At 71.0% G+C, this 18,704-nt stretch carries 15 protein-coding genes; 13 read left to right on the top strand and 2 right to left on the bottom strand.

Annotated elements, in window-relative coordinates:
- Positions 1-169 precede the first annotated feature (169 nt).
- Positions 170-790: a Uma2 family endonuclease gene (locus ACZ6KY_RS09935; protein ID WP_469309834.1), complete on the top strand. Its 621-nt coding sequence runs from the start codon at positions 170-172 to the stop codon at positions 788-790.
- A 96-nt stretch (positions 791-886) separates the two neighbouring features.
- Here the strand turns inward: ACZ6KY_RS09935 and ACZ6KY_RS09940 are convergent, their stop codons facing one another.
- Positions 887-1,459 (bottom strand): hypothetical protein, encoded by a 573-nt coding sequence (locus ACZ6KY_RS09940; RefSeq protein WP_469309835.1) that lies wholly within the window; start codon positions 1,457-1,459, stop codon positions 887-889.
- Entirely contained in the window at positions 1,456-2,121 is a 666-nt protein-coding gene (locus tag ACZ6KY_RS09945; protein ID WP_469309836.1) for a hypothetical protein, read from the bottom strand. The genes ACZ6KY_RS09940 and ACZ6KY_RS09945 overlap by 4 nt, the downstream gene beginning before the upstream one ends.
- 350 nt (positions 2,122-2,471) lie before the next feature.
- On the opposite strand from ACZ6KY_RS09945, the gene ACZ6KY_RS09950 reads away from it, so the two are divergent.
- The 12 genes from ACZ6KY_RS09950 to ACZ6KY_RS10005 all read left to right on the top strand — a co-directional run bounded on the left by ACZ6KY_RS09950 (position 2,472) and on the right by ACZ6KY_RS10005 (position 18,681).
- Complete coding sequence (locus ACZ6KY_RS09950; RefSeq protein ID WP_469309837.1) at positions 2,472-3,308, top strand: hypothetical protein; 837 nt, start codon at positions 2,472-2,474, stop codon at positions 3,306-3,308.
- 304 nt (positions 3,309-3,612) lie between these two features.
- Positions 3,613-4,824 carry an ROK family transcriptional regulator gene (locus ACZ6KY_RS09955; RefSeq protein ID WP_401327144.1) on the top strand — a complete coding sequence of 404 codons (1,212 nt, stop codon included), beginning with the start codon at positions 3,613-3,615 and terminating at the stop codon, positions 4,822-4,824.
- 59 nt (positions 4,825-4,883) lie between these two features.
- A complete protein-coding gene (locus ACZ6KY_RS09960) occupies positions 4,884-6,224 on the top strand; it encodes an ABC transporter substrate-binding protein (protein ID WP_469309838.1) in 1,341 nt (446 codons plus the stop codon).
- Between the two features lie 9 nt (positions 6,225-6,233).
- Positions 6,234-7,208, top strand: coding sequence for a carbohydrate ABC transporter permease (locus ACZ6KY_RS09965; protein WP_469309839.1), 975 nt, complete (start codon positions 6,234-6,236; stop codon positions 7,206-7,208).
- A 3-nt stretch (positions 7,209-7,211) separates the two neighbouring features.
- Positions 7,212-8,105, top strand: coding sequence for a carbohydrate ABC transporter permease (locus ACZ6KY_RS09970; protein ID WP_469309840.1), 894 nt, complete (start codon positions 7,212-7,214; stop codon positions 8,103-8,105).
- Positions 8,106-8,107: 2 nt separating this feature from the next.
- Positions 8,108-9,373, top strand: a complete 1,266-nt coding sequence (locus tag ACZ6KY_RS09975; RefSeq protein ID WP_469309841.1) for a 6-phospho-beta-glucosidase — start codon at positions 8,108-8,110, stop codon at positions 9,371-9,373.
- Positions 9,370-10,383, top strand: coding sequence for an N-acetylglucosamine kinase (locus ACZ6KY_RS09980; RefSeq protein ID WP_469309842.1), 1,014 nt, complete (start codon positions 9,370-9,372; stop codon positions 10,381-10,383). The genes ACZ6KY_RS09975 and ACZ6KY_RS09980 overlap by 4 nt, the downstream gene beginning before the upstream one ends.
- A gap of 288 nt (positions 10,384-10,671) precedes the next feature.
- A complete protein-coding gene (locus ACZ6KY_RS09985; RefSeq protein ID WP_469309843.1) occupies positions 10,672-12,162 on the top strand; it encodes a hypothetical protein in 1,491 nt (496 codons plus the stop codon).
- Positions 12,163-12,176: 14 nt separating this feature from the next.
- Positions 12,177-13,193 carry a glutamate ABC transporter substrate-binding protein gene (locus ACZ6KY_RS09990; RefSeq protein WP_469309844.1) on the top strand — a complete coding sequence of 339 codons (1,017 nt, stop codon included), beginning with the start codon at positions 12,177-12,179 and terminating at the stop codon, positions 13,191-13,193.
- 78 nt (positions 13,194-13,271) lie between these two features.
- Positions 13,272-14,606 (top strand): hypothetical protein, encoded by a 1,335-nt coding sequence (locus tag ACZ6KY_RS09995; protein WP_469309845.1) that lies wholly within the window; start codon positions 13,272-13,274, stop codon positions 14,604-14,606.
- 85 nt (positions 14,607-14,691) lie between these two features.
- The gene (locus tag ACZ6KY_RS10000) at positions 14,692-17,232 is read left to right on the top strand and encodes a serine/threonine-protein kinase (protein ID WP_469310122.1); all 2,541 of its coding nucleotides are present in this window, start codon (positions 14,692-14,694) and stop codon (positions 17,230-17,232) included.
- A complete protein-coding gene (locus tag ACZ6KY_RS10005; protein ID WP_469309846.1) occupies positions 17,233-18,681 on the top strand; it encodes a PP2C family serine/threonine-protein phosphatase in 1,449 nt (482 codons plus the stop codon).
- Positions 18,682-18,704 lie beyond the last annotated feature (23 nt).

Genomic DNA, 18,704 nt, shown 5'->3' on the forward strand with positions numbered 1-18,704 from the left:
CAGGGGTGGGGGGGGGGGGAAAAAAGAGCCAGGAGAAGGGTTCGCGACGTTTTTTGGGGGGGGAAGGTCAGGAAAACCGAACCCGGTGGGGTTTTTGTTTCCCCCACCGTTCTGCCGGGGCACCCGACGCGGGCTTGGCCTGGCACCGGCGTGACAAGGCGACCGAGCGATGAGCGCGGAACCGATCATGGAGCCGGTGATGACGCACGTGGACCCCATCGGCCTGTTGATCGCGATCGAAGAGGCATCGCCCATGCCGATTCGACCCGAGTACGTCGAGGGGACGGCCATCGTGCCGCCGCAACCGAACGACACGCACAACGACGGCGCCTTCAAGCTCGCGGTCCAGTTCTTCAATGCCGGGTTCGAACTGGCGGGCATGGGCAACGGCTACCGTGCGGCCCACAAGGACGGCAGCACCATGGCCCTGCTCATTCCGGACTTCCATGTCCGGCGCCGCCCGGCCTCCGAGCTCGACGAGTCGTACCGCGAGGTACACAAAGGCTGGTATCCAGCCGACATGATCACCTTGGTCGGCGAAGTGACCTCGGCCAACCGCTGGGCGGACACCGGCCCGAAGCTCCGCACCTATGCCGCCGCGGGCATCCCCGTCCACGTCCTGATCAACCGCGGCATCGGGACAGCCCACCGCTACGCGGACCCCGTCCTCCCCGGCGACGACCCCACCGAGGCCTACTACGCCACCGACACCAAGGTGGATCTGGGCGGCCTCCTCCCCCTCCCGGCGCCCTACCCGACCCTCACCAGCGCCCCGTTCCTCACCGACTGAGCGGACCGCAGGTCAGCTTGCATGCCTCCCGGGCCCAGGGGTCCTTGTCGGGGCCCACTCCGCAGACCAGGGAGTCGCCGGACAGCCCACGCCCCTTCATCCACGGGTAGTCCCGGGCTCCAGCCCGGTGGCCCCGGCTATCTGGCACACCGCGGCGAACGAGGCCCCCCTGCCCAGTCCGGCCACCCCCAGGAGCCCCTCACCGTCACGGACATCGAGGACAACGACTCCCGAGGACACGTCGAAGGACATCGACACCCGGACGAACTGCTTGCCCCGCCCTGGACGCCATTCGAAGTGGATCTCCTCGTGGAAGTTCCCGATGATGAGGAACGCCCGCTCCGAGGACGCCAGTTGCTCGCGGACCCGCTCCTGCCACCCGTCCGAGAACGGCACCGGGCGCAGTACGTGCGTCTGCCGTTCGTCCAGCGCCCCGGCGGAGAGCGCGATGCCGGCCGTACGGGCCCGCCGCCGGAGCGACCACACCCCGAAGGCCGCCAGACCGAGCGACAGGATCCCCCACACCAGCGGCTTGAAGAGCACGGTCTCGCCCACGGATTCCCACCTGAACGTGAAACCGTCGTTCAGGAAGTCGAGGGCCATCAGGCTGAACGCCATCGGTACACACTTGGCCGCGGCCGCGCGCCAGCAAGCCAGCAGCAGCTTCATGAGTGAGCCTCAGGGCAGACCATGTCGTAGGCCTCACGGAACCACTTGCCCTTGTCCGGCACGATCCCGCACTTCATCGAGGCCCCGCTGTTCCCGTACCACGAGGTGAGGGTGCCGTAGACCGGTGTGCCGGTGGCGCCGTGGGTGCCCGAGCAGTCGAGCGCGAAGCTCGCGTCGACGACCCTGACCGCCGCGGCCTCGACAAATCGCCCGGGATGCCCAAGGAAGTCGACACGGCCGAGCTCGTCCTTCTCCAGTCGGGCGGAGGTCGATGTCCCTGGCCTCTCGAAGGTCGGCGAGTCGTACCCGAGCCGCTTCTCCAGCGAGGCGAAGACGCGCCGCGTCGGCACACCGGTACCGCCCGCCTCGATGCGGGACGTCACGGTCCGCACGTGGTGGGGCGAGATCTCGGACCACCCGGGCTTCCGGCCCTTCTCCACCGTCACCAGCTGCGACACGGCGATCAGCTTCTCGCCCACCGTCACCTTGCCCCACCGCAGGGAGGCCTTGGAGCAGTCCGGCGAGGCGCTGGAGGTCGCGGGCGCCACCCGGGAACGTGTCCCTGAGGCCGAACGATTCCCGCCCTCGCCGCCCCCGCAGGACGCGACGAGGGCCGTCGCCAGACAGGTCGTCACGGCCCACGCCAAACGGTTCGCTCTCATGCGGCGGATCATAAGAAGGGGATCCTGTGACGGTGACGGCGGAGCACCCCTGCCACGTCGCCCGGGCAGCCGAATCACCCCTTTCAAGGGGGCGCATCGCCACAAAGGCCCGCACGCCTCCCCGCCGGACACCGGCCGATTGTGACGAAGCCGTGATGGCCGCCGACCACCCCGCCGCTGACGCGCCGACATCACCACCGCACCGACCACACACACGCCCTCGGACGCGACCCCTTTCACACGACCCCCGCATTTCGGCCACATTGTTCAACCGTCTACTGTCGCCCCAACAGCGGGCCCTTGTTCTGGAGCTCAACGCCCGGGGGCCCGCTTCGAATGTGGGGAAATCCATGCGCAAGTACGCCACAGGCGCCGTCGTTTCCGGCGCCCTGGCCCTGTCCGCCCTGGCCGTGCCGTCCGCGTCGGCCGCCACGCCGGACCTCACCTTCTCCAACGTGGTGGTCAACAACGGCAAGGCGATCGTCGTCGGCACCACCACCACGGTGAAGGTCCCGGTCACGTACACCTTCGTCCGCCCTGCGGATCTCGCCATCGACAACGTGAAGAGCGTCGCGGGCATCCTTCTGTACCGCGGTGCGGCGCTCGCCAGGCAGGAGAACGAGCTGGGGCCGGACGACGCCCCGACCTGCACCACGACGGCCACGACCGCCACGACGGTCACGCAGTCCTGCACCGAGGCCATCTACGTCGAGCCCGATGAGTACCTCTACGAAGCGGCGGACGCCGGCACCTGGAAGGTGGCCGGCTTCTACAGCGACTCCGTCACGGACAACGACGACTCCGACAACCACATCAGCGTGCGGTTCGGCTACGACATGTGGGGCGTCCCCGGCACCGCACAGGTCAAGCGCGCCGCCAAGCTCACGGCCAACGCCACTCCCGAGCCGGTGAAGAAGGGCAGCACCCTCACCGTCAAGGGCGCGCTGACCCGCGCCGACTGGGAGAGCGGCGAGTACGCCGGCTTCAAGGGCCAGCCGGTCGCCCTCCAGTTCAAGGCCAAGGGCGCCACGGCCTACAAGAACGTCAAGACGGTGACCTCCGGCACGGCGGGCGCCCTGACCACCACGGTCAAGGCCTCGGCCGACGGCTCGTACCGCTACGCGTTCGCGGGCACGAGCACCACGGGCACCGCCACGGCCACGGGCGACTACGTCGACGTGAAGTAACCGAGGCCGAGCCTCCCAGGGTCAGCCCCAAGCCGCCCCCGCCGCAGACGAGTCCGTCAGCCGCGGGGGCGGCTTCGCGTTTTCCCGCCGCTGCCACCATCACCGCCACTGCCACCGCCCCCTCTCCCGCCCCCCAGGTAACGACTCTGTTGCCCAGGGGGTGGTTTCTCTTGACGCCCCTGACCAGTCCGGCCTACCTTCCTCGCACCAGCAATAGGAAACTTTCCTAACAATGATCTTGCGGTGGACTTCCGAAGGCACCTCGGGGAAGCTGGTCGGCCAAGAAGGGCAGGTGGCGACAGACATGGCAGGATCCGCCGGTACGCCGGGCACTCCCCGCGTCCTGCGCGCGATGAACGACCGCGCCGCGCTCGATCTGCTGCTCGCGCACGGACCGCTCTCCCGGACCCGGATCGGGAAGCTCACCGGCCTGTCCAAGCCCACCGCCTCGCAGCTCCTCGCCCGGCTGGAAGCCGCCGGGCTCGTCCTGGCCACCGGCACCAGCGAGGGACGGCCGGGCCCCAGCGCCCAGTTGTACGAGGTCAATCCGGGCGCCGCCCACGCGGCGGGCCTGGACGTCACCCCCGAGCGCATCCTCGCCGCCGTCGCCGACGTCACCGGCCGCACGGTCGGCGAGTACGAACTGCCCACCCCGGGCCGCCGCCCCGCCCAGCCCGTCGTACGCCAGGTCACCGACGCCCTCGACGGCGCGGTGAAGGCGGCCGGGCTCGCCCGGGACGACGTCCGCCGCCTGGTCATCGGCACCCCCGGCGCCTTCGACCCCAACACCGGGCGACTGCGCTACGCCTCCCACCTGCCCGGCTGGCACACCCCGACACTGCTCGACGAACTGGCGGCCGCGCTGCCGATGCCCGTCGAGTACGAGAACGACGTCAACCTCGTCGCCATCGCGGAGCAGCGGCTCGGTGCCGCGCGGGGGCACGAGGACTTCGTCCTGCTGTGGAACGAGGGCGGTCTCGGCGCCGCGCTCGTCCTCGGCGGCCGGCTGCACCGCGGCTGGACCGGCGGCGCCGGCGAGGTCGGCTTCCTGCCGGTGCCCGGCGCGCCCCTGGTGCGCCAGGTGACCCGGGCCAACAGCGGCGGCTACCAGGAGCTGGCCGGCTCGCAGGCCATCCCCAAGCTGGCACGCGAGCTCGGCATCAAGGACCTGCCCACAGGCCCCTACGCCGAGGTCGCGGCCACCGTCGTCGAACGGGCCGCCGCCGTCGACGAGGGCCCCTACCGGCAGCTCCTGGAGACCTACGCGACCGGGCTCGCCACCGGTCTGGCCTCCCTGGTCTCCGTGCTCGACCCCGAACTGGTCGTCCTCAGCGGATCGTCGCTCACCGCGGGCGGAGAACCGCTGCGCGCCCTGGTCCAGGCCGAGTTGGAGGAGCTGGCCGCGTCCCGGCCGCGCCTCGTCGTCGGCGACGTACACGAACACCCCGTGCTGCGCGGTGCGTTGGAGAGCGCCCTGGCAGCCACCCGCGACGAGGTCTTCGACACCTCCCGCTGAACCCGTCCCGAGCCCGCAACTCCTTTGTCCCGCCCCGTCCTTCGCAGGGAGATCTCGTCATGCCCGGAATATCCCGAAAGGCGGCTGTCGCGCTCGCCGCCTCCGCCTCGATAGCCCTCCTCGCCACCTCCTGTACCGGCCAGTCGTCCGACACGGGCGGAAGCGACGACGCGTCCAAGGAGCAGACGATCAACTTCTGGCACGCCTGGAGCGCGCCGAACGAGGTCAAGGCCGTGCAGTCGCTGGTCGCGGGCTTCGAGAAGACGCACCCCAACATCCACGTGAACATCGTCGGCAACATGACCGACGACAAGATCAACCAGGCGCTGCGCGCGGGCGGCGACAAGGCCCCCGACGTGGTCTCCTCCTTCACCACCAACAACGTGGGCAAGTTCTGCTCGTCCGGCGCCTTCGTCGACCTGAACCCCTTCTTCAAGAAGGCGGGCATCGACCCCGAGACGACGTTCCCGAAGGCGATGAACGAGTACACCCAGTTCGACGGCAACCGCTGCACGGTGCCGCTGCTCGGTGACGCGTACGGGCTCTACTACAACAAGACCGCCTTCGAGAAGGCCGGGATCGCCGGCCCTCCGAAGACGTGGTCCGAATTCGAGACGGACGCCAAGAAGCTCACCGTCTCCAAGGGCGACTCGTACTCCCAGCTCGGCTTCATGCCGGACTACCACGGCTGGGAGTCCACCACCGAGCACTACTTCGGACAGTTCTCGCCGACGTACTTCGACAGCAGCGGCAAGTCGAACATCGCCAAGGACCCCGCTTTCACGGCCGGGTTCACGCTCCAGAAGAAGCTGGTCGACGAACTCGGCGGCTTCAAGAAGCTGGAGACCTACCGTTCCAAGCTCGGTGACGAGTGGGGCCCCAAGCACCCCTTCCACACCGGTCAGGTCGCCATGCAGCTCGACGGCGAGTGGCGGCTCGGGATGGCCGAGGAGGCCAAGCCGGGCTTCGAGATCGGCGTCGCCCCGCTGCCCGTCCCCGACGACCAGGCGGACCAGTACGGCAAGGGCTACATCACCGGCACCATCGCGGGCATCGCGGCCACCAGCAAGAAGCGGAACGCGGCCTGGGAACTGGTCGAATACATGACCACGAACACGGACGCGGTGGTCGGCTTCGCCAACGACATCCACAACGTGCCCTCGACGCTCGCGGCCCTCAAGTCGCCGAAGCTGAAGTACGACCCGCGGTTCAAGACGTTCCTGGACATCGCCTCGAACCCGGACTCGACGACGACTCCGGCGTCCATCAACGGCGGTACCTACCTCGTGACGATCCAGCAGTTCGGATACGACTACGAGAGCGGCAAGACCACGGATCTGAAGGCGGGCCTGGAGGCCACCGCCCGGCAGATCGACACGGACATCGCGCAGGCGAAGTAGCCGCAGATCATGAGCACTGTCACTGTCACGCAGGCTTCGAAGCGCCGCAGTCCCGAACTCGCGGCGAAGCACCGACGGCAAGCGCTGCGGACCCTCGCCTTCATGTCGCCCTGGCTGATCGGCTTCGCCGTCTTCTTCGCCTACCCGCTGATCTCGACCGTCTACTTCTCGTTCATGCACTACGACGGCTTCAAACCGCCGACGTGGAGCGGAACGAAGAACTGGAAGTACGTCTTCGAGAACTACCCGCTGTTCTGGCCCGCGTTGCGCAACACCCTGTGGCTGGTCCTCGTCATGGTGACCCTGCGGGTGCTGTTCGGACTCGGCGTCGGACTGCTGATCACGAAGATCAAGACGGGCACGGGTGTCTTCCGCACTCTCTTCTACCTGCCCTACCTCGCCCCGCCGGTGGCGGCCACCATGGCCTTCGCCTTCCTCCTCAACCCCGGTACCGGGCCGGTCAACTCGCTTCTGGAGAAGGTCGGCGTCCCGGCTCCGGGCTGGTTCAACGACCCCGCCTGGTCCAAGCCGGCCCTGACCCTGCTGGCCCTGTGGGGCATCGGCGACCTGATGGTCATCTTCATGGCCGCGCTGCTCGACGTACCGAAGGAGCAGTACGAGGCCGCCGAGCTGGACGGCGCCTCGGCGTGGCAGCGCTTCCGCTACGTGACGCTGCCGAACATCTCGCCGATCGTGATGTTCGCCGTGGTCACGGGCGTGATCCAGACCATGCAGTACTACACGCAGCCGCTGATCGCGGGGAAGGTCGCCTCGGGCGTCATCCAGGGCGCGGGTACGCAGTTCGAGCCCGGCTATCCCGACAAGTCGACGCTCACCCTGCCCCAGCTCGTCTACAACCTCGGCTTCCAGCGCTTCGACTACGGCTCCGCCTGTGTGGTCGCGCTCGTGCTGTTCGCCCTGTCCATGGTGTTCACCGCGTTCCTGATGCGGCGCCGGGGCGGTCTCATCCAGGCAGGTGACTGACCGATGACTCAAGTACTCGACAAGCCGGTGGAGTTGGCCGCGCGGGTCTCCCCCGCCGAGCGGACCGCCCGCCGCAAGGCCCTCCTGGAGTGGGTCGCGATCCACTCCCTCGGACTCGCGGCAGCCCTCTTCTTCGTGCTGCCCTTCGTGTTCGTGTTCCTGACCTCGCTCATGAGCGACAGCCAGGCACTCAGCCGCGATCTGATCCCGCACACCTGGGAGTGGGGCAACTACAAGAAGGTCTTCGACACCCCGGGCTTCCTCACCTGGTGGAAGAACACCCTGCTCTACGCCGGCTTCGGCACCGTGCTGACCGTCGTCTCGTCGATCCCGGTCGCCTACGCGCTCGCCAAGTTCCGCTTCCGCGGCCGGAATCTGTCGCTGATGCTGGTCATCTCGATGATGATGCTGCCGCCGCAGGTCGTGATCATCCCGATGTACCTGTTCTGGGCGAAGCAGCTCGACCTGTCCGGCACGCTGTGGCCGCTGATCATCCCGATGGCGTTCGGGGACGCGTTCTCCATCTTCCTGCTGCGCCAGTTCCTGATGACCATCCCGAACGAGTACCTGGACGCGGCCAAGGTGGACGGCTGCGGGGACCTGCGGACGCTGCTGAAGGTCGTCCTGCCGATGGCGAAGCCCGGCATCGCGGCCGTCGCGCTGTTCCAGTTCTTCTACGCCTGGAACGACTACTTCGGGCCGCAGATCTACGCCTCCGAGAACCAGAACGCCTGGACCCTCTCGTACGGCCTGGAGTCGTTCAAGGGCGCGCACCACACCGACTGGAATCTCACCATGGCCGCGACCGTCCTGGTCATGGCCCCCGTGATCCTCGTGTTCTTCTTCGCGCAGAAGGCGTTCGTCGAGGGTGTCACGCTCACCGGAGTGAAGGGCTAACCATGAAGCTCACCGTGGTCGGCGGAGGGTCGACCTACACCCCCGAACTCATCGACGGTTTCGCGCGGCTCAGGGACACCCTGCCGGTCGAGGAGCTGGTCCTCGTCGACCCGGCCGCGGACCGCCTGGAGCTGGTGGGGGGCCTGGCGCGCCGGATCTTCGCCAGGCAGGGCCACCCGGGCCGGATCGTCACCACGTCCGACCTGGACGCGGGCGTGGAGGGCGCCGACGCGGTGCTCCTCCAGCTGCGCGTCGGCGGTCAGGCGGCCCGCGAGCAGGACGAGACCTGGCCGCTGGAGTGCGGCTGCGTCGGACAGGAGACGACGGGCGCGGGCGGTCTGGCCAAGGCGCTCCGCACGGTCCCGGTGGTGCTGGACATCGCCGAGCGGGTCCGCCGTACCAACCCGGACGCGTGGATCATCGACTTCACCAACCCGGTGGGCATCGTGACGCGCGCCCTCCTCCAGGCGGGCCACAAGACGGTCGGCCTGTGCAACGTGGCGATCGGCTTCCAGCGGAAGTTCGCCGCACTGCTCGGGGTCTCCCCCGCCGAGATCCATCTCGACCATGTGGGTCTCAACCACCTCACCTGGGAGACCGGCGTGCGCCTGGGCGGTCCCGAGGGCGAGAACGTCCTGCCCAGACTGCTCGCCGGGCACGGCGCCGCCGTCGCCGAGGACCTGCGCCTGCCGCGCTCCCTGGTCGAGAGCCTCGGCGTGGTCCCCTCGTACTACCTGCGTTACTTCTACGCGCACGACGAGGTGGTCCGGGAGCTGCGCACCAAACCCTCCCGGGCCGCCGAAGTCGCGCAGATGGAGCGGCAGTTGCTGACCATGTACGGCGACCCCGCGCTCGACGAGAAGCCGGAGCTGCTGGCCAAGCGGGGCGGCGCGTACTACTCCGAGGCGGCCGTCGACCTCGCCGCCGCGCTGCTCGGCGGGGGCGGCAGCCCCTACCAGGTGGTGAACACGTACAACCGGGGAACGCTGCCGTTCCTGCCGGACGACGCGGTGATCGAGGTGCAGGCCGCGGTGAACTCCAAGGGGCCCGCCCCGCTGCCGGTGCCGGCCGTGGACCCGCTGTACGCGGGTCTCATGGCGAACGTGACCGCGTACGAGGACCTCGCGCTGGAGGCCGCCCTGCGCGGTGGCCGCGACCGGGTCTTCCGGGCGCTGCTCGCGCATCCCCTCGTCGGCCAGTACGCCTACGCCGACACCCTGACCGACCAGCTGATCGCGCACAACCGGGAGCACCTCGCGTGGGCATGACGTCAACGGAATCCGGCGCCGGGACGGCCGCCGGGTCCGGCCCCGCGGGCCTCGTACTGGCCATCGACGCGGGGAACAGCAAGACCGACGTCGCCGTGGTGGCGGCGGACGGCCGGGTGACCGGCACCGCGCGCGGCGGCGGGTTCCGGCCCCCCGCGGTCGGCGTCGAGACGGCGGTGGACGCGGTCGCCGACGCCGTACGGCGGGCCTTCGCCGAGGCGGGCGTCACCTCGGTCGGCCATGTCTCCGCGTGCCTGGCCAACGCCGATCTGCCCGTGGAGGAGGAGCAGTTGGCGGCCGCGCTGCGGGCGCGCGCGTGGGGCGCGGGGGTGGAGGTGCGCAACGACACCTTCGCGATCCTGCGGGCCGGGATCGCCGAACCGCGCGGGGTCGCCGTGGTCTGCGGGGCCGGCATCAACTGCGTCGGCATGCGGCCCGACGGCCGCACCGCCCGGTTCCCCGCCATCGGCCGTATCTCCGGTGACTGGGGCGGCGGCTGGGGTCTGGCGGAGGAGGCCCTGTGGCACGCGGCGCGGGCCGAGGACGGCCGCGGCGGACCGACCGCGCTGGCCCGCACCCTGCCCGCGCACTTCGGCCTGGACTCCATGTACGCGCTCATCGAGGCGCTGCACCTGGAACACATCGGCAACGCGCGGCGGCACGAGCTGACCCCGGTCCTGTTCGCCACGGCGGCGGACGGCGATCCGGTGGCCCGCGGGCTCGTCGACCGGCTCGCGGACGAGGTGGTCGCGATGGCCACGGTGGCCCTGAACCGCCTCGGCCTGCTCGGCGAGGAGACCCCGGTCCTGCTCGGCGGCAGCATCCTCGCCGCCCGCCATCCCCAGCTCGACGACCGCGTCCACGAACTCCTCGCCGCCCGCGCGCCCAAGGCGGTCCCCCGGGTGGTCACGGCCCCGCCGGTACTGGGAGCGGCGCTCCTGGGCCTGGACCACGTACAGGCCGCCGGTGAGGTCCACGCGCGCGTGCGGGCGTTCTACGAACGGGGCTGAGGAGGTCCGCGGGGCGGATGGCGCCGGTACGGGAGTACGACTGCTCCCGAACCGCCATGACCTGGCGCGAAGGGGCGGGAACCAAACGGAACCGGAACACGTGTTCATGGGAAGGGGGGTGGCGCGGGGGAATCGTGCTGCGCCGTGATCCGAACAAGATCCAGGCAAGGCCTGTGCGGATGCCGTTCCCGGCGGCGATACTTGCCGCCGTGCACGTACGCCGGTGGGCCGCGCTTCCCGCGGTCGCGGCGAGCGTGACCGGCCGGATGACCATGGGGGAGGTCAACAGTGACACACCCGCCGAAGGGCAGCGCGGCGCCACCGGGGCGTGGCGCGCCGACGACGCCGGCCGTGCCGGCGCAGTCCGGGCCTCCCGCGCCGCCGGGCGGATCCCCCGTGCCCCAGGCCGGGTTCGGCGCCCCCCGGACCGTCCACCCGGCTCCCGGCGCCCCGCCGCGGCGTACGGCGTGGGCGGAGGGGGTGGACCGGCTGCGTGCCGCGGCGACGACGGAGCCCGGGCGGCTGCGGATCATCGGCGCCTTCCTCGCCCTGCTGGTCGTCGCGTTCGGCGCGGTCACCGCCTGGCAGATGACGGAACGTTCGGCCGCCGCGGACAACGTGCTGCACAGCAGCCAGCCGCTGAGCGCGAGCGCCGCCGACATCTACCGCTCGCTCGCCGACGCCAACACCGCGGCCTCCAGCGGCTTCCTGGCGGGCGGTCAGGAGACGAAGGACTCCCGCGACCTCTACGAAGAGGACATCAGGACGGCGGCCGCGAAGCTGATCACCGCGGCCAACAGCTCCGATCCGGGCTCCCCTTCGTCCAGGACCATCTCCCAGCTGAACGAACTGCTGCCCGAGTACAAGGGCCTGATCGAGCGGGCCCGCGCCAACAACCGGCAGGGCTACCCGCTGGGCGGCGCGTATCTGCGGTACGCGAACGACATCATGCAGCGCCAGATGCTCCCCAAGGCCGGGCAGCTCTACCAGCGGGAGAACCAGCGGCTGAACGCCGACTACGCCGACGCGAAGCCCTACCCGTGGGCCGCGATCACCCTCGGTCTCGTCGCGCTCGGCGCCCTCGCCTGGGCCCAGCGGCGCAACTACCATCGTACGAACCGGGTGCTGAACCAGGGCATGGCCGCCGCCACCGCCGCGTCCCTGGTCGTGCTGCTGTGGCTCACCGTCGGCCACACGGTCGCCCGGTCCGGGCTGAACGAGTCCTACGACCACGGCGTCCGTTCCCTGAACGTGCTGCACGACGCCCAGATCGCCTCCCTGAAGGCGCGGGGCAACGAGAACCTCACCCTGGTCAGCCGGGGCGCGGAGACCAAGACCCTGGCCGACAAGACGACCGTGGACCTGTACGACTACAACTTCGACCAGGACATGAAGGCGCTCACCCAGGGCCTCGCCCTGGCGGCGGGTCTCGCGGACGACCGCTCGGGAGAGAAGCCCGTACAGGCCGCGACCGCCAACATGAAGGTCTGGAAACAGCGTCACGCGGAGGCCCGCAGGGCCGACAACGACGGCGACTACCAGCTGGCGCTGGACCGGGTCATCGGCTCCGCCGACAAGAAGCCCACGGGCGAGTGCTTCGACGGCGTCGACAAGAACCTGTCGCTCGCGCTGAAGCACGAGGAGAGCGAGTTCCAGCGGGCGGCGGGCAACGGCCTGGGCGCGATGACCGGCCTCCCGGTCGGCGCCGCGGTCCTCGCCGTGCTGGCCGCGGCGGGCGCGGTGTTCGGCGTCGGGCGCAGGCTTTCGGAGTACCGGTGAGAGGGGGAGCGGCGATGATCGCACGACGTCTGAGGGCGAGCCTGAGGGGCTGGGGCGGCGTGGGCACGATGGCCGTCGCCTGTGCGACGGCCCTGCTCCTCGCGCTGCTGCTGCCGCACTCCGCGCGTGAGGACGGCGCCGCGAGCGTCGGCGGGCAGGGCCTGGCCCGGGGCACCCAGGCCAGGGCCGACCGGTGCACCGACCCGCAGAACCGGAGTCTCGCCCCGTCGGGCGCGGACGGGGCGACGATCGACGCCATCAAGAACCGCAAGGACCGGCGGCTGATCGTCGGCGTCGACCAGAACAGCTACCACTGGGGCTACCGCGACCCGAACAACCCGGAGGCCGGCGGCGACCTGGAGGGCTTCGACATCGACCTGGTCCACGCGATCGCCAAGGACATCCTGGGCGACGCGAACGCCGTCCAGTTCCGGGCCGTACCGACCAGCCAGCGCATCCCCGCGATCCAGAGCGGCAAGGTCGACATGGTGGTGCGCACCATGACGATCACCTGTGAGCGTCTCCAGCAAGTCGCGTTCTCCGCGCCCTACTTCAAGACCGGCCAGCAGGTGCTGGCCCCGACGAAGTCCGACATCACGGGGTACGACAAGACCCTCGCCAAGAAGAGGATCTGCTCCGCGAAGACCTCCACCGCGTACGACCGGCTCACGGCCGACCGGAAAGCGGGCAAGCTCGCCCCCTCCGCCGTCATCGCTCCTCCCGTGCCCAACCAGCTCGACTGTCTGGTGCGCCTCCAACTCGGCGAGGTCGACGCGGTGGTGACCGACGGCGCGCTCGCCGCGAGCCAGGCCGCACAGGACCCAACGGTCGAGCTCAAGGGCCGCACCTTCACCACCGAGTTCTACGGCGTGGCGATGAACCTGCGCTCCGAGGATCTGGTACGCCGGGTCAACCGGATCCTCGCGGACTACCGCGAGAACGGCTGGCGGCAGTCGTACGACAAGTGGCTCGCTCCGACCCTCGGGGCGGACTCCCCCTCGGAGGACCCGCCCGTCGCCCAGTACAAGTGACCTACCTGATACCACTGGAGAGTTGACCGGCCGCTCATACCGAGCGCGCGGGGAACGCACGAGAACGAGAGGTGATCGATGGGCGTCACGGGACCCCCCGGGCCGGTGATGGACCGGGACGAGGCGGACCGTGCGCTGGCGCGCCTCGGCGCGGAGCACGAGGCCATCGAGACCTCGCTCCTCGCCCTGCAGGACCACGCGGGCCGCAGACTCCTGGAAGGCGCCGAACTCACCGGCACGACCAAGGAGCGCTGGGCGTCCGCGGACGCGTCGATCACGCTGCTGTGGGCGTACTTCGACGCGTACACGGACGCGCTGCGCTCCGCGCGCGAGATCCGTTCCCGCAGACGCTGGTCCAGCCGTGAGGACCTGGTCGAGCTGACCGAGCTGCTGCGCGGTTCGGGCATCACGGTCGCCGGTTCCACCACGGCCACCGCGAACGCGCCGACCCTGGCCGGCACCGGCAAGCTCAGCGAGCGGTTCTCACTGGCCGCGCTGGTGGACCGGATGAACGAGCTGTACGCGGCCTCGCTCGACATGGTCGTGACCGCGGACGCCGTGTGGTCCGCGCTGCCCGCCCGGATAGATTTACTGGCCGCGGAGCTCCAGCGCACCCGTGCGCTCGCGCACTCCGTGGGCGTGCGCCCCGGCGAGCACCCCTCGGGCGACGACCTGGAGCGGATCACCCGGACGCTGACCACCCTGCGCGACCGGGTCGTCTCCGACCCGCTGGCCTTCTGGACTCCCGCGCAGGGGAGTTCGGCCCCGGGCGGCGGCCGCCCCGACACCACGGCGTACGACCGTGAGGCGCGCGCCCTGGAGGAGGTGCGCCGGGAGATCGAGGCGGTGCTCACCGTGCGGCAGGACGCGGAGGCGCGGCTGGTGAAGCTGCGGGACGTGCTCAGCCGCGCGGACCGCACGCTCGCCGAGGCGCGCAGTGCCCGCGGCGAGGTCCTCGCGAAGATCGCCGCGTCCGAGGTGCCGGCCGTCAGCGGTCCGCCGACGGCGCTGCAGGAGCAGCTGGCGACGGCCGCGGAGTACCGCAGGCACGCGCAGTGGCACCGCCTCTCGCCGCTTCTGGAGGCGCTGGAGGAGAGGGCGGAGGACGAACTCCTGCGTGCCCGCGAGTCGTTGACGGCGGTCACCCAGCCGCTGGCGGTCCGCGCGGAGCTGCGCGGCCGGCTGGACGCGTACAAGGCGAAGGTCTCCCGGCACGGCTTCGCCGAGGACCCGTTCCTGGTGGAGCGCTACGACGCCGCCCGGCGCATGCTGTGGAGCGCTCCCTGTGATCTGCGGGTGGCGGAGGAGGCGGTGCTGCGCTATCAGCGGGCGGCCGCCGAGCTGCTGAGCCCGCAGGTGCCCGAGCAGGGCGGGCCTCATGACCGTGTGGACCGGAGGGGGCCCGACGCGTGAGCGTTGAAGGGGATACGGCGTGAGTGAGCAGCCGGTGAGTGAACAAAAGTGCGCACGGCCCGGTTGCGAGGGGTCGTACGAGGACATGGGCGGCGGCGAGCTGTACTGCGACACCTGCGGGCTCGCCCCGGTCGCGTCGGCACCGGAGTCCACCCGGTCCGGGAGCGGCCGGAACTCCGGTGAGGGCGTGGCGAGTTCGCCGCTCCCCGGCCCGACAGGGGGCGGCCCGGACTCGCGCGGCTCGAACAGCGGGAGTGCGGGCGGCAGTTCACGGGCCAGTTCGCGTACGTCGTCGCGTACGTCGTCGCGCTCCTCGCAGTCGCGGCGCTCGGTCTCCGGCCGGCTGTCGCGGTCGCTGTCGGTCTCCGGCGGTTCGACGGGCCGTTCGGTGTCGGTGCGCAGCTCGGGTTCGACGGCGGCCTCCTCCGGGCGGGGCCGGCTCGGTGCCGGTCTCGTCGAGGTCCCGGACGTGCCGCGGCCCGACCCGCGCAAAATGGTCCTGGAGAACCCGGAGGTGCCCGAGCGCAAACGGTTCTGTTCGCGCTCCGACTGCGGTGCCCCGGTGGGGCGTTCGCGCGGTGACCGGCCCGGTCGCACCGAGGGGTTCTGCACGAAGTGCGGCCACCCGTACTCGTTCGTGCCGAAGCTGCGCACCGGTGACATCGTGCACGGGCAGTACGAGGTGATGGGCTGTCTGGCGCACGGCGGGCTCGGCTGGGTGTACCTCGCCGTCGACCGCGCGGTGTCGGACCGCTGGGTGGTCCTCAAGGGTCTGCTCGACACGGGCGACCAGGACGCGATGGCGGCCGCGATCTCCGAGCGGCGCTTCCTCGCGGAGATCGAGCACGCCAACATCGTGCGGATCTACAACTTCGTCGAGCACCTCGACCAGCGGAAGGGCTCGCTGGACGGGTACATCGTCATGGAGTACGTGGGCGGCAAGTCGCTGAAGGAGCTCGCCAACGGGCGCCGTACGGCGGACGGCAAGCGCGACCCGCTGCCGGTGGAGCAGGCCTGCGCGTACGGCATCGAGGCCCTGGAGGCGCTCGGTCATCTGCACAGCCGCAACCTGCTGTACTGCGACTTCAAGGTCGACAACGCGATCCAGACCGAGGACCAGCTCAAGCTGATCGACATGGGCGCGGTGCGCAGGATGGACGACGACGAGTCGGCCATCTACGGCACGGTGGGCTACCAGGCCCCCGAGGTGGCCGAGGTGGGCCCCTCGGTCGCCTCCGACCTCTACACCGTCGCCCGTACGCTCGCCGTCCTCGCCTTCGACTTCCAGGGCTACACGAACGTCTTCGTGGACTCCCTGCCCGACCCCGACAACATCGAGGTCTTCCGCCAGTACGAGTCCTTCTACCGGCTCCTCGTACGGGCCACCGACCCGGACCCGGCCCGCCGCTTCGCCTCCGCGCAGGAGATGTCGGAGCAGCTGACCGGCGTGCTGCGCGAGGTGGTGTCGCTCCAGACGGGGCGTGCGCGGCCTGCGCTGTCGACCCTGTTCGGACCCGAGACCAAGGTCACGGACACGGAGTTGTTCGGGAGCGCGGCCGAGGACGTGTCGCGGCTGGGGGCCCGCGTGGTCCCCGTGAGAGCGAGAAAGGGCGCGCCTTCGCTGCCGACGGGGACGAACGGGACCCGTCCGCTGCCTCCCGGGCCGGCCTCCGCCGCGCTGGTCAAGCCCGTTCAGGCGGTGGGCACGGCGCTCGCGCTGCCCGTGCCGCGGGTGGACCCGGGCGACCCGAACGCCGGTTTCCTCGCGGGGCTCATCACGTCGGCGCCCGCGGAGCTGATCGCCGCGCTGCGGGCGGCGCCGGCCGGCTCCCCCGAACTGCGGCTGCGGGAGCTGCGGGCCCGCCTGGAGATGGGCGAACTGGGCGGTGCGGGAAGGGCCGTCGAGGCACTGGAGACGGATCACCCGGACGACTGGCGGGTGGTCTGGTACCGCGGTGTCACGGCGCTGGCGACCGGCGAGAACGAGATCGCGGCGCTGTCCTTCGACGCGGTCTACGACGCCTTCCCCGGCGAGCCCGCGCCCAAGCTGGCCCTCGGCGTGTGCGCGGAGGTGCTCGGCCAGCTGGACAACGCCGCCGAGTACTACCGGCTGGTGTGGACGACCGACCCCAGCTACGTGAGCGCGGCGTTCGGTCTGGCCCGGGTGCAGCTCGCGGCGGGGGACCGCGGCGGCGCCGTACGCACCCTGGAATCCGTACCGGAGTCGTCGATCCACTACACGGCGGCCCGCGTCGCCGCCGTGCGGGCGCGGCTGCGGCAGCGGCCGGTCACGGAGGCGGCGGCGCCGCCGTTCCTGGCCGATCTGACGGCGGCCGCCGGGCAGGTCGAGGCGCTCGACGGATTCGGTCTGGACGCCGTGCGGCGCGAGCAGTTGTCGACGGAGGTCCTCGGCTGCGCGCTGGACTGGGTACTCTCCGGTAGCCAGGGTTCCGCTGCGGCTTCCGGCGGCGGACCTGCGCTGCTCGGCAGCGAGTTGGACGAGCGCGGCCTCCGTTTCGGCCTCGAACGTTCGTACCGGACGCTGGCCCGGCTCGCGCGGGGCGGCGAGGAGAGGATCGACCTGGTGGAACGTGCCAACCGTTACCGCCCCCGGACGTGGGTGTGATTGATGTCCCAGATGCCCCAGCCGACGGCCCTTTCGCGGTGCCCCAGTTGCGAGGAGCCGCTGGAGGCGGCCGACCGTTTCTGCGGTGCGTGCGGCTACGACCTGTCGGCGGTGTCCGCACCGCCGCAGGACCACCCCACGATCACCATGAACGGCACCTCGGCCGGCCTTCCGCCGGCCGCCCCGTCCGTGGACTGGCCCCTCGTGCCCGAGGCCGACAGCACGGACGTGCCCGCGCCGGTGCACCGCGCCGCCGACATCCGGGGCACCGATTCGGGTGGTTCCGAACTGCCGCACCCTGAGCACCGGGAGCACCCGCACGGGGATCCGGCGGGCGTCCGGCCGTCCGTCGCCAAGCGGCCCGCCGGACAGCCCTCGGGCGTACGGTTCGACCGGCCGTCGGAGCCCGACGAGTACCCGCTCGCTCCTCCGGCCGGTGAGGCCCGGACCGCGGAGGGCCGCCCGGCCGACGACCCGGACCGCGAGGTCCCCGCCGATCCCCGGACCGCCGACCTCCCGGCTCCCCCCGCGGGTGCCAAGCTGTGCGTGGCCTGCCGTTCGGGCCAGGTGGACACCGACGGCTACTGCGAGAACTGCGGGCACGCGCAGCCACGGGAACGGGACCACATGGAACAGGAGTTGGGCGCGGTCGCCGCGGTCAGCGACCGGGGTCTGCGCCACCACCGCAACGAGGACGCGTTCGCGATCTCCTCGACCGCGCTGCCCGACGGCTCCCCCGCGGTCGTCGCGATCGTCTGCGACGGGGTCTCCTCCGCGACGCGCCCGGACGAGGCCTCGCTCGCCGCGTCCCGCGCGGCCAACGAGTCGCTCCTGGCGGCTCTTCCGCTGGGCACGCACCCCCAGCAGGCCATGCACGAGGCGATCGTCGCGGCCTCGGAGGCCGTCAACGCGCTGGCCGACCCGTCCACCGCTCAGGGCGAGCACGCGCCGCATGTGAACGCGCCCGCCTGCACCATCGTCGGCGCCGTCGTCACGCCGACCCTGCTGATCGTCGGCTGGGTCGGCGACAGCCGTGTCTACTGGGTGCCCGTCGACCGCTCCTCGCTGCCGGCCCGGCTCACCGAGGACGACTCGTGGGCCGCGCAGATGGTCGCCGCGGGTCTGATGAACGAGGCGGAGGCGTACGCCGACGAGCGCGCCCACGCGATCACCGGCTGGCTCGGCGCCGACGCCTACGAACTGGAGCCGCACACCGTCTCGTTCAAGCCGGACCGGCCGGGTGTGGTCGTGGTGTGCACCGACGGTCTGTGGAACTACGCGGAGGCGGCGGAGGACATGGCCGAGGCCGTCCCCCTCGACGCCGCCGAGAGGCCGCTGCACAGCGCGCAGGTTCTGGTCGGCCACGCCCTGGACGGCGGGGGCCACGACAACGTAACAGTGGCCGTCATGCCGTTCCCCGCCCCCTCGCAGGGGGCAGGATCGGCCTGAGGCCGCGAACGAACGGGGGCGGC

The organism is Streptomyces sp. NPDC042002, from assembly GCF_055588305.1.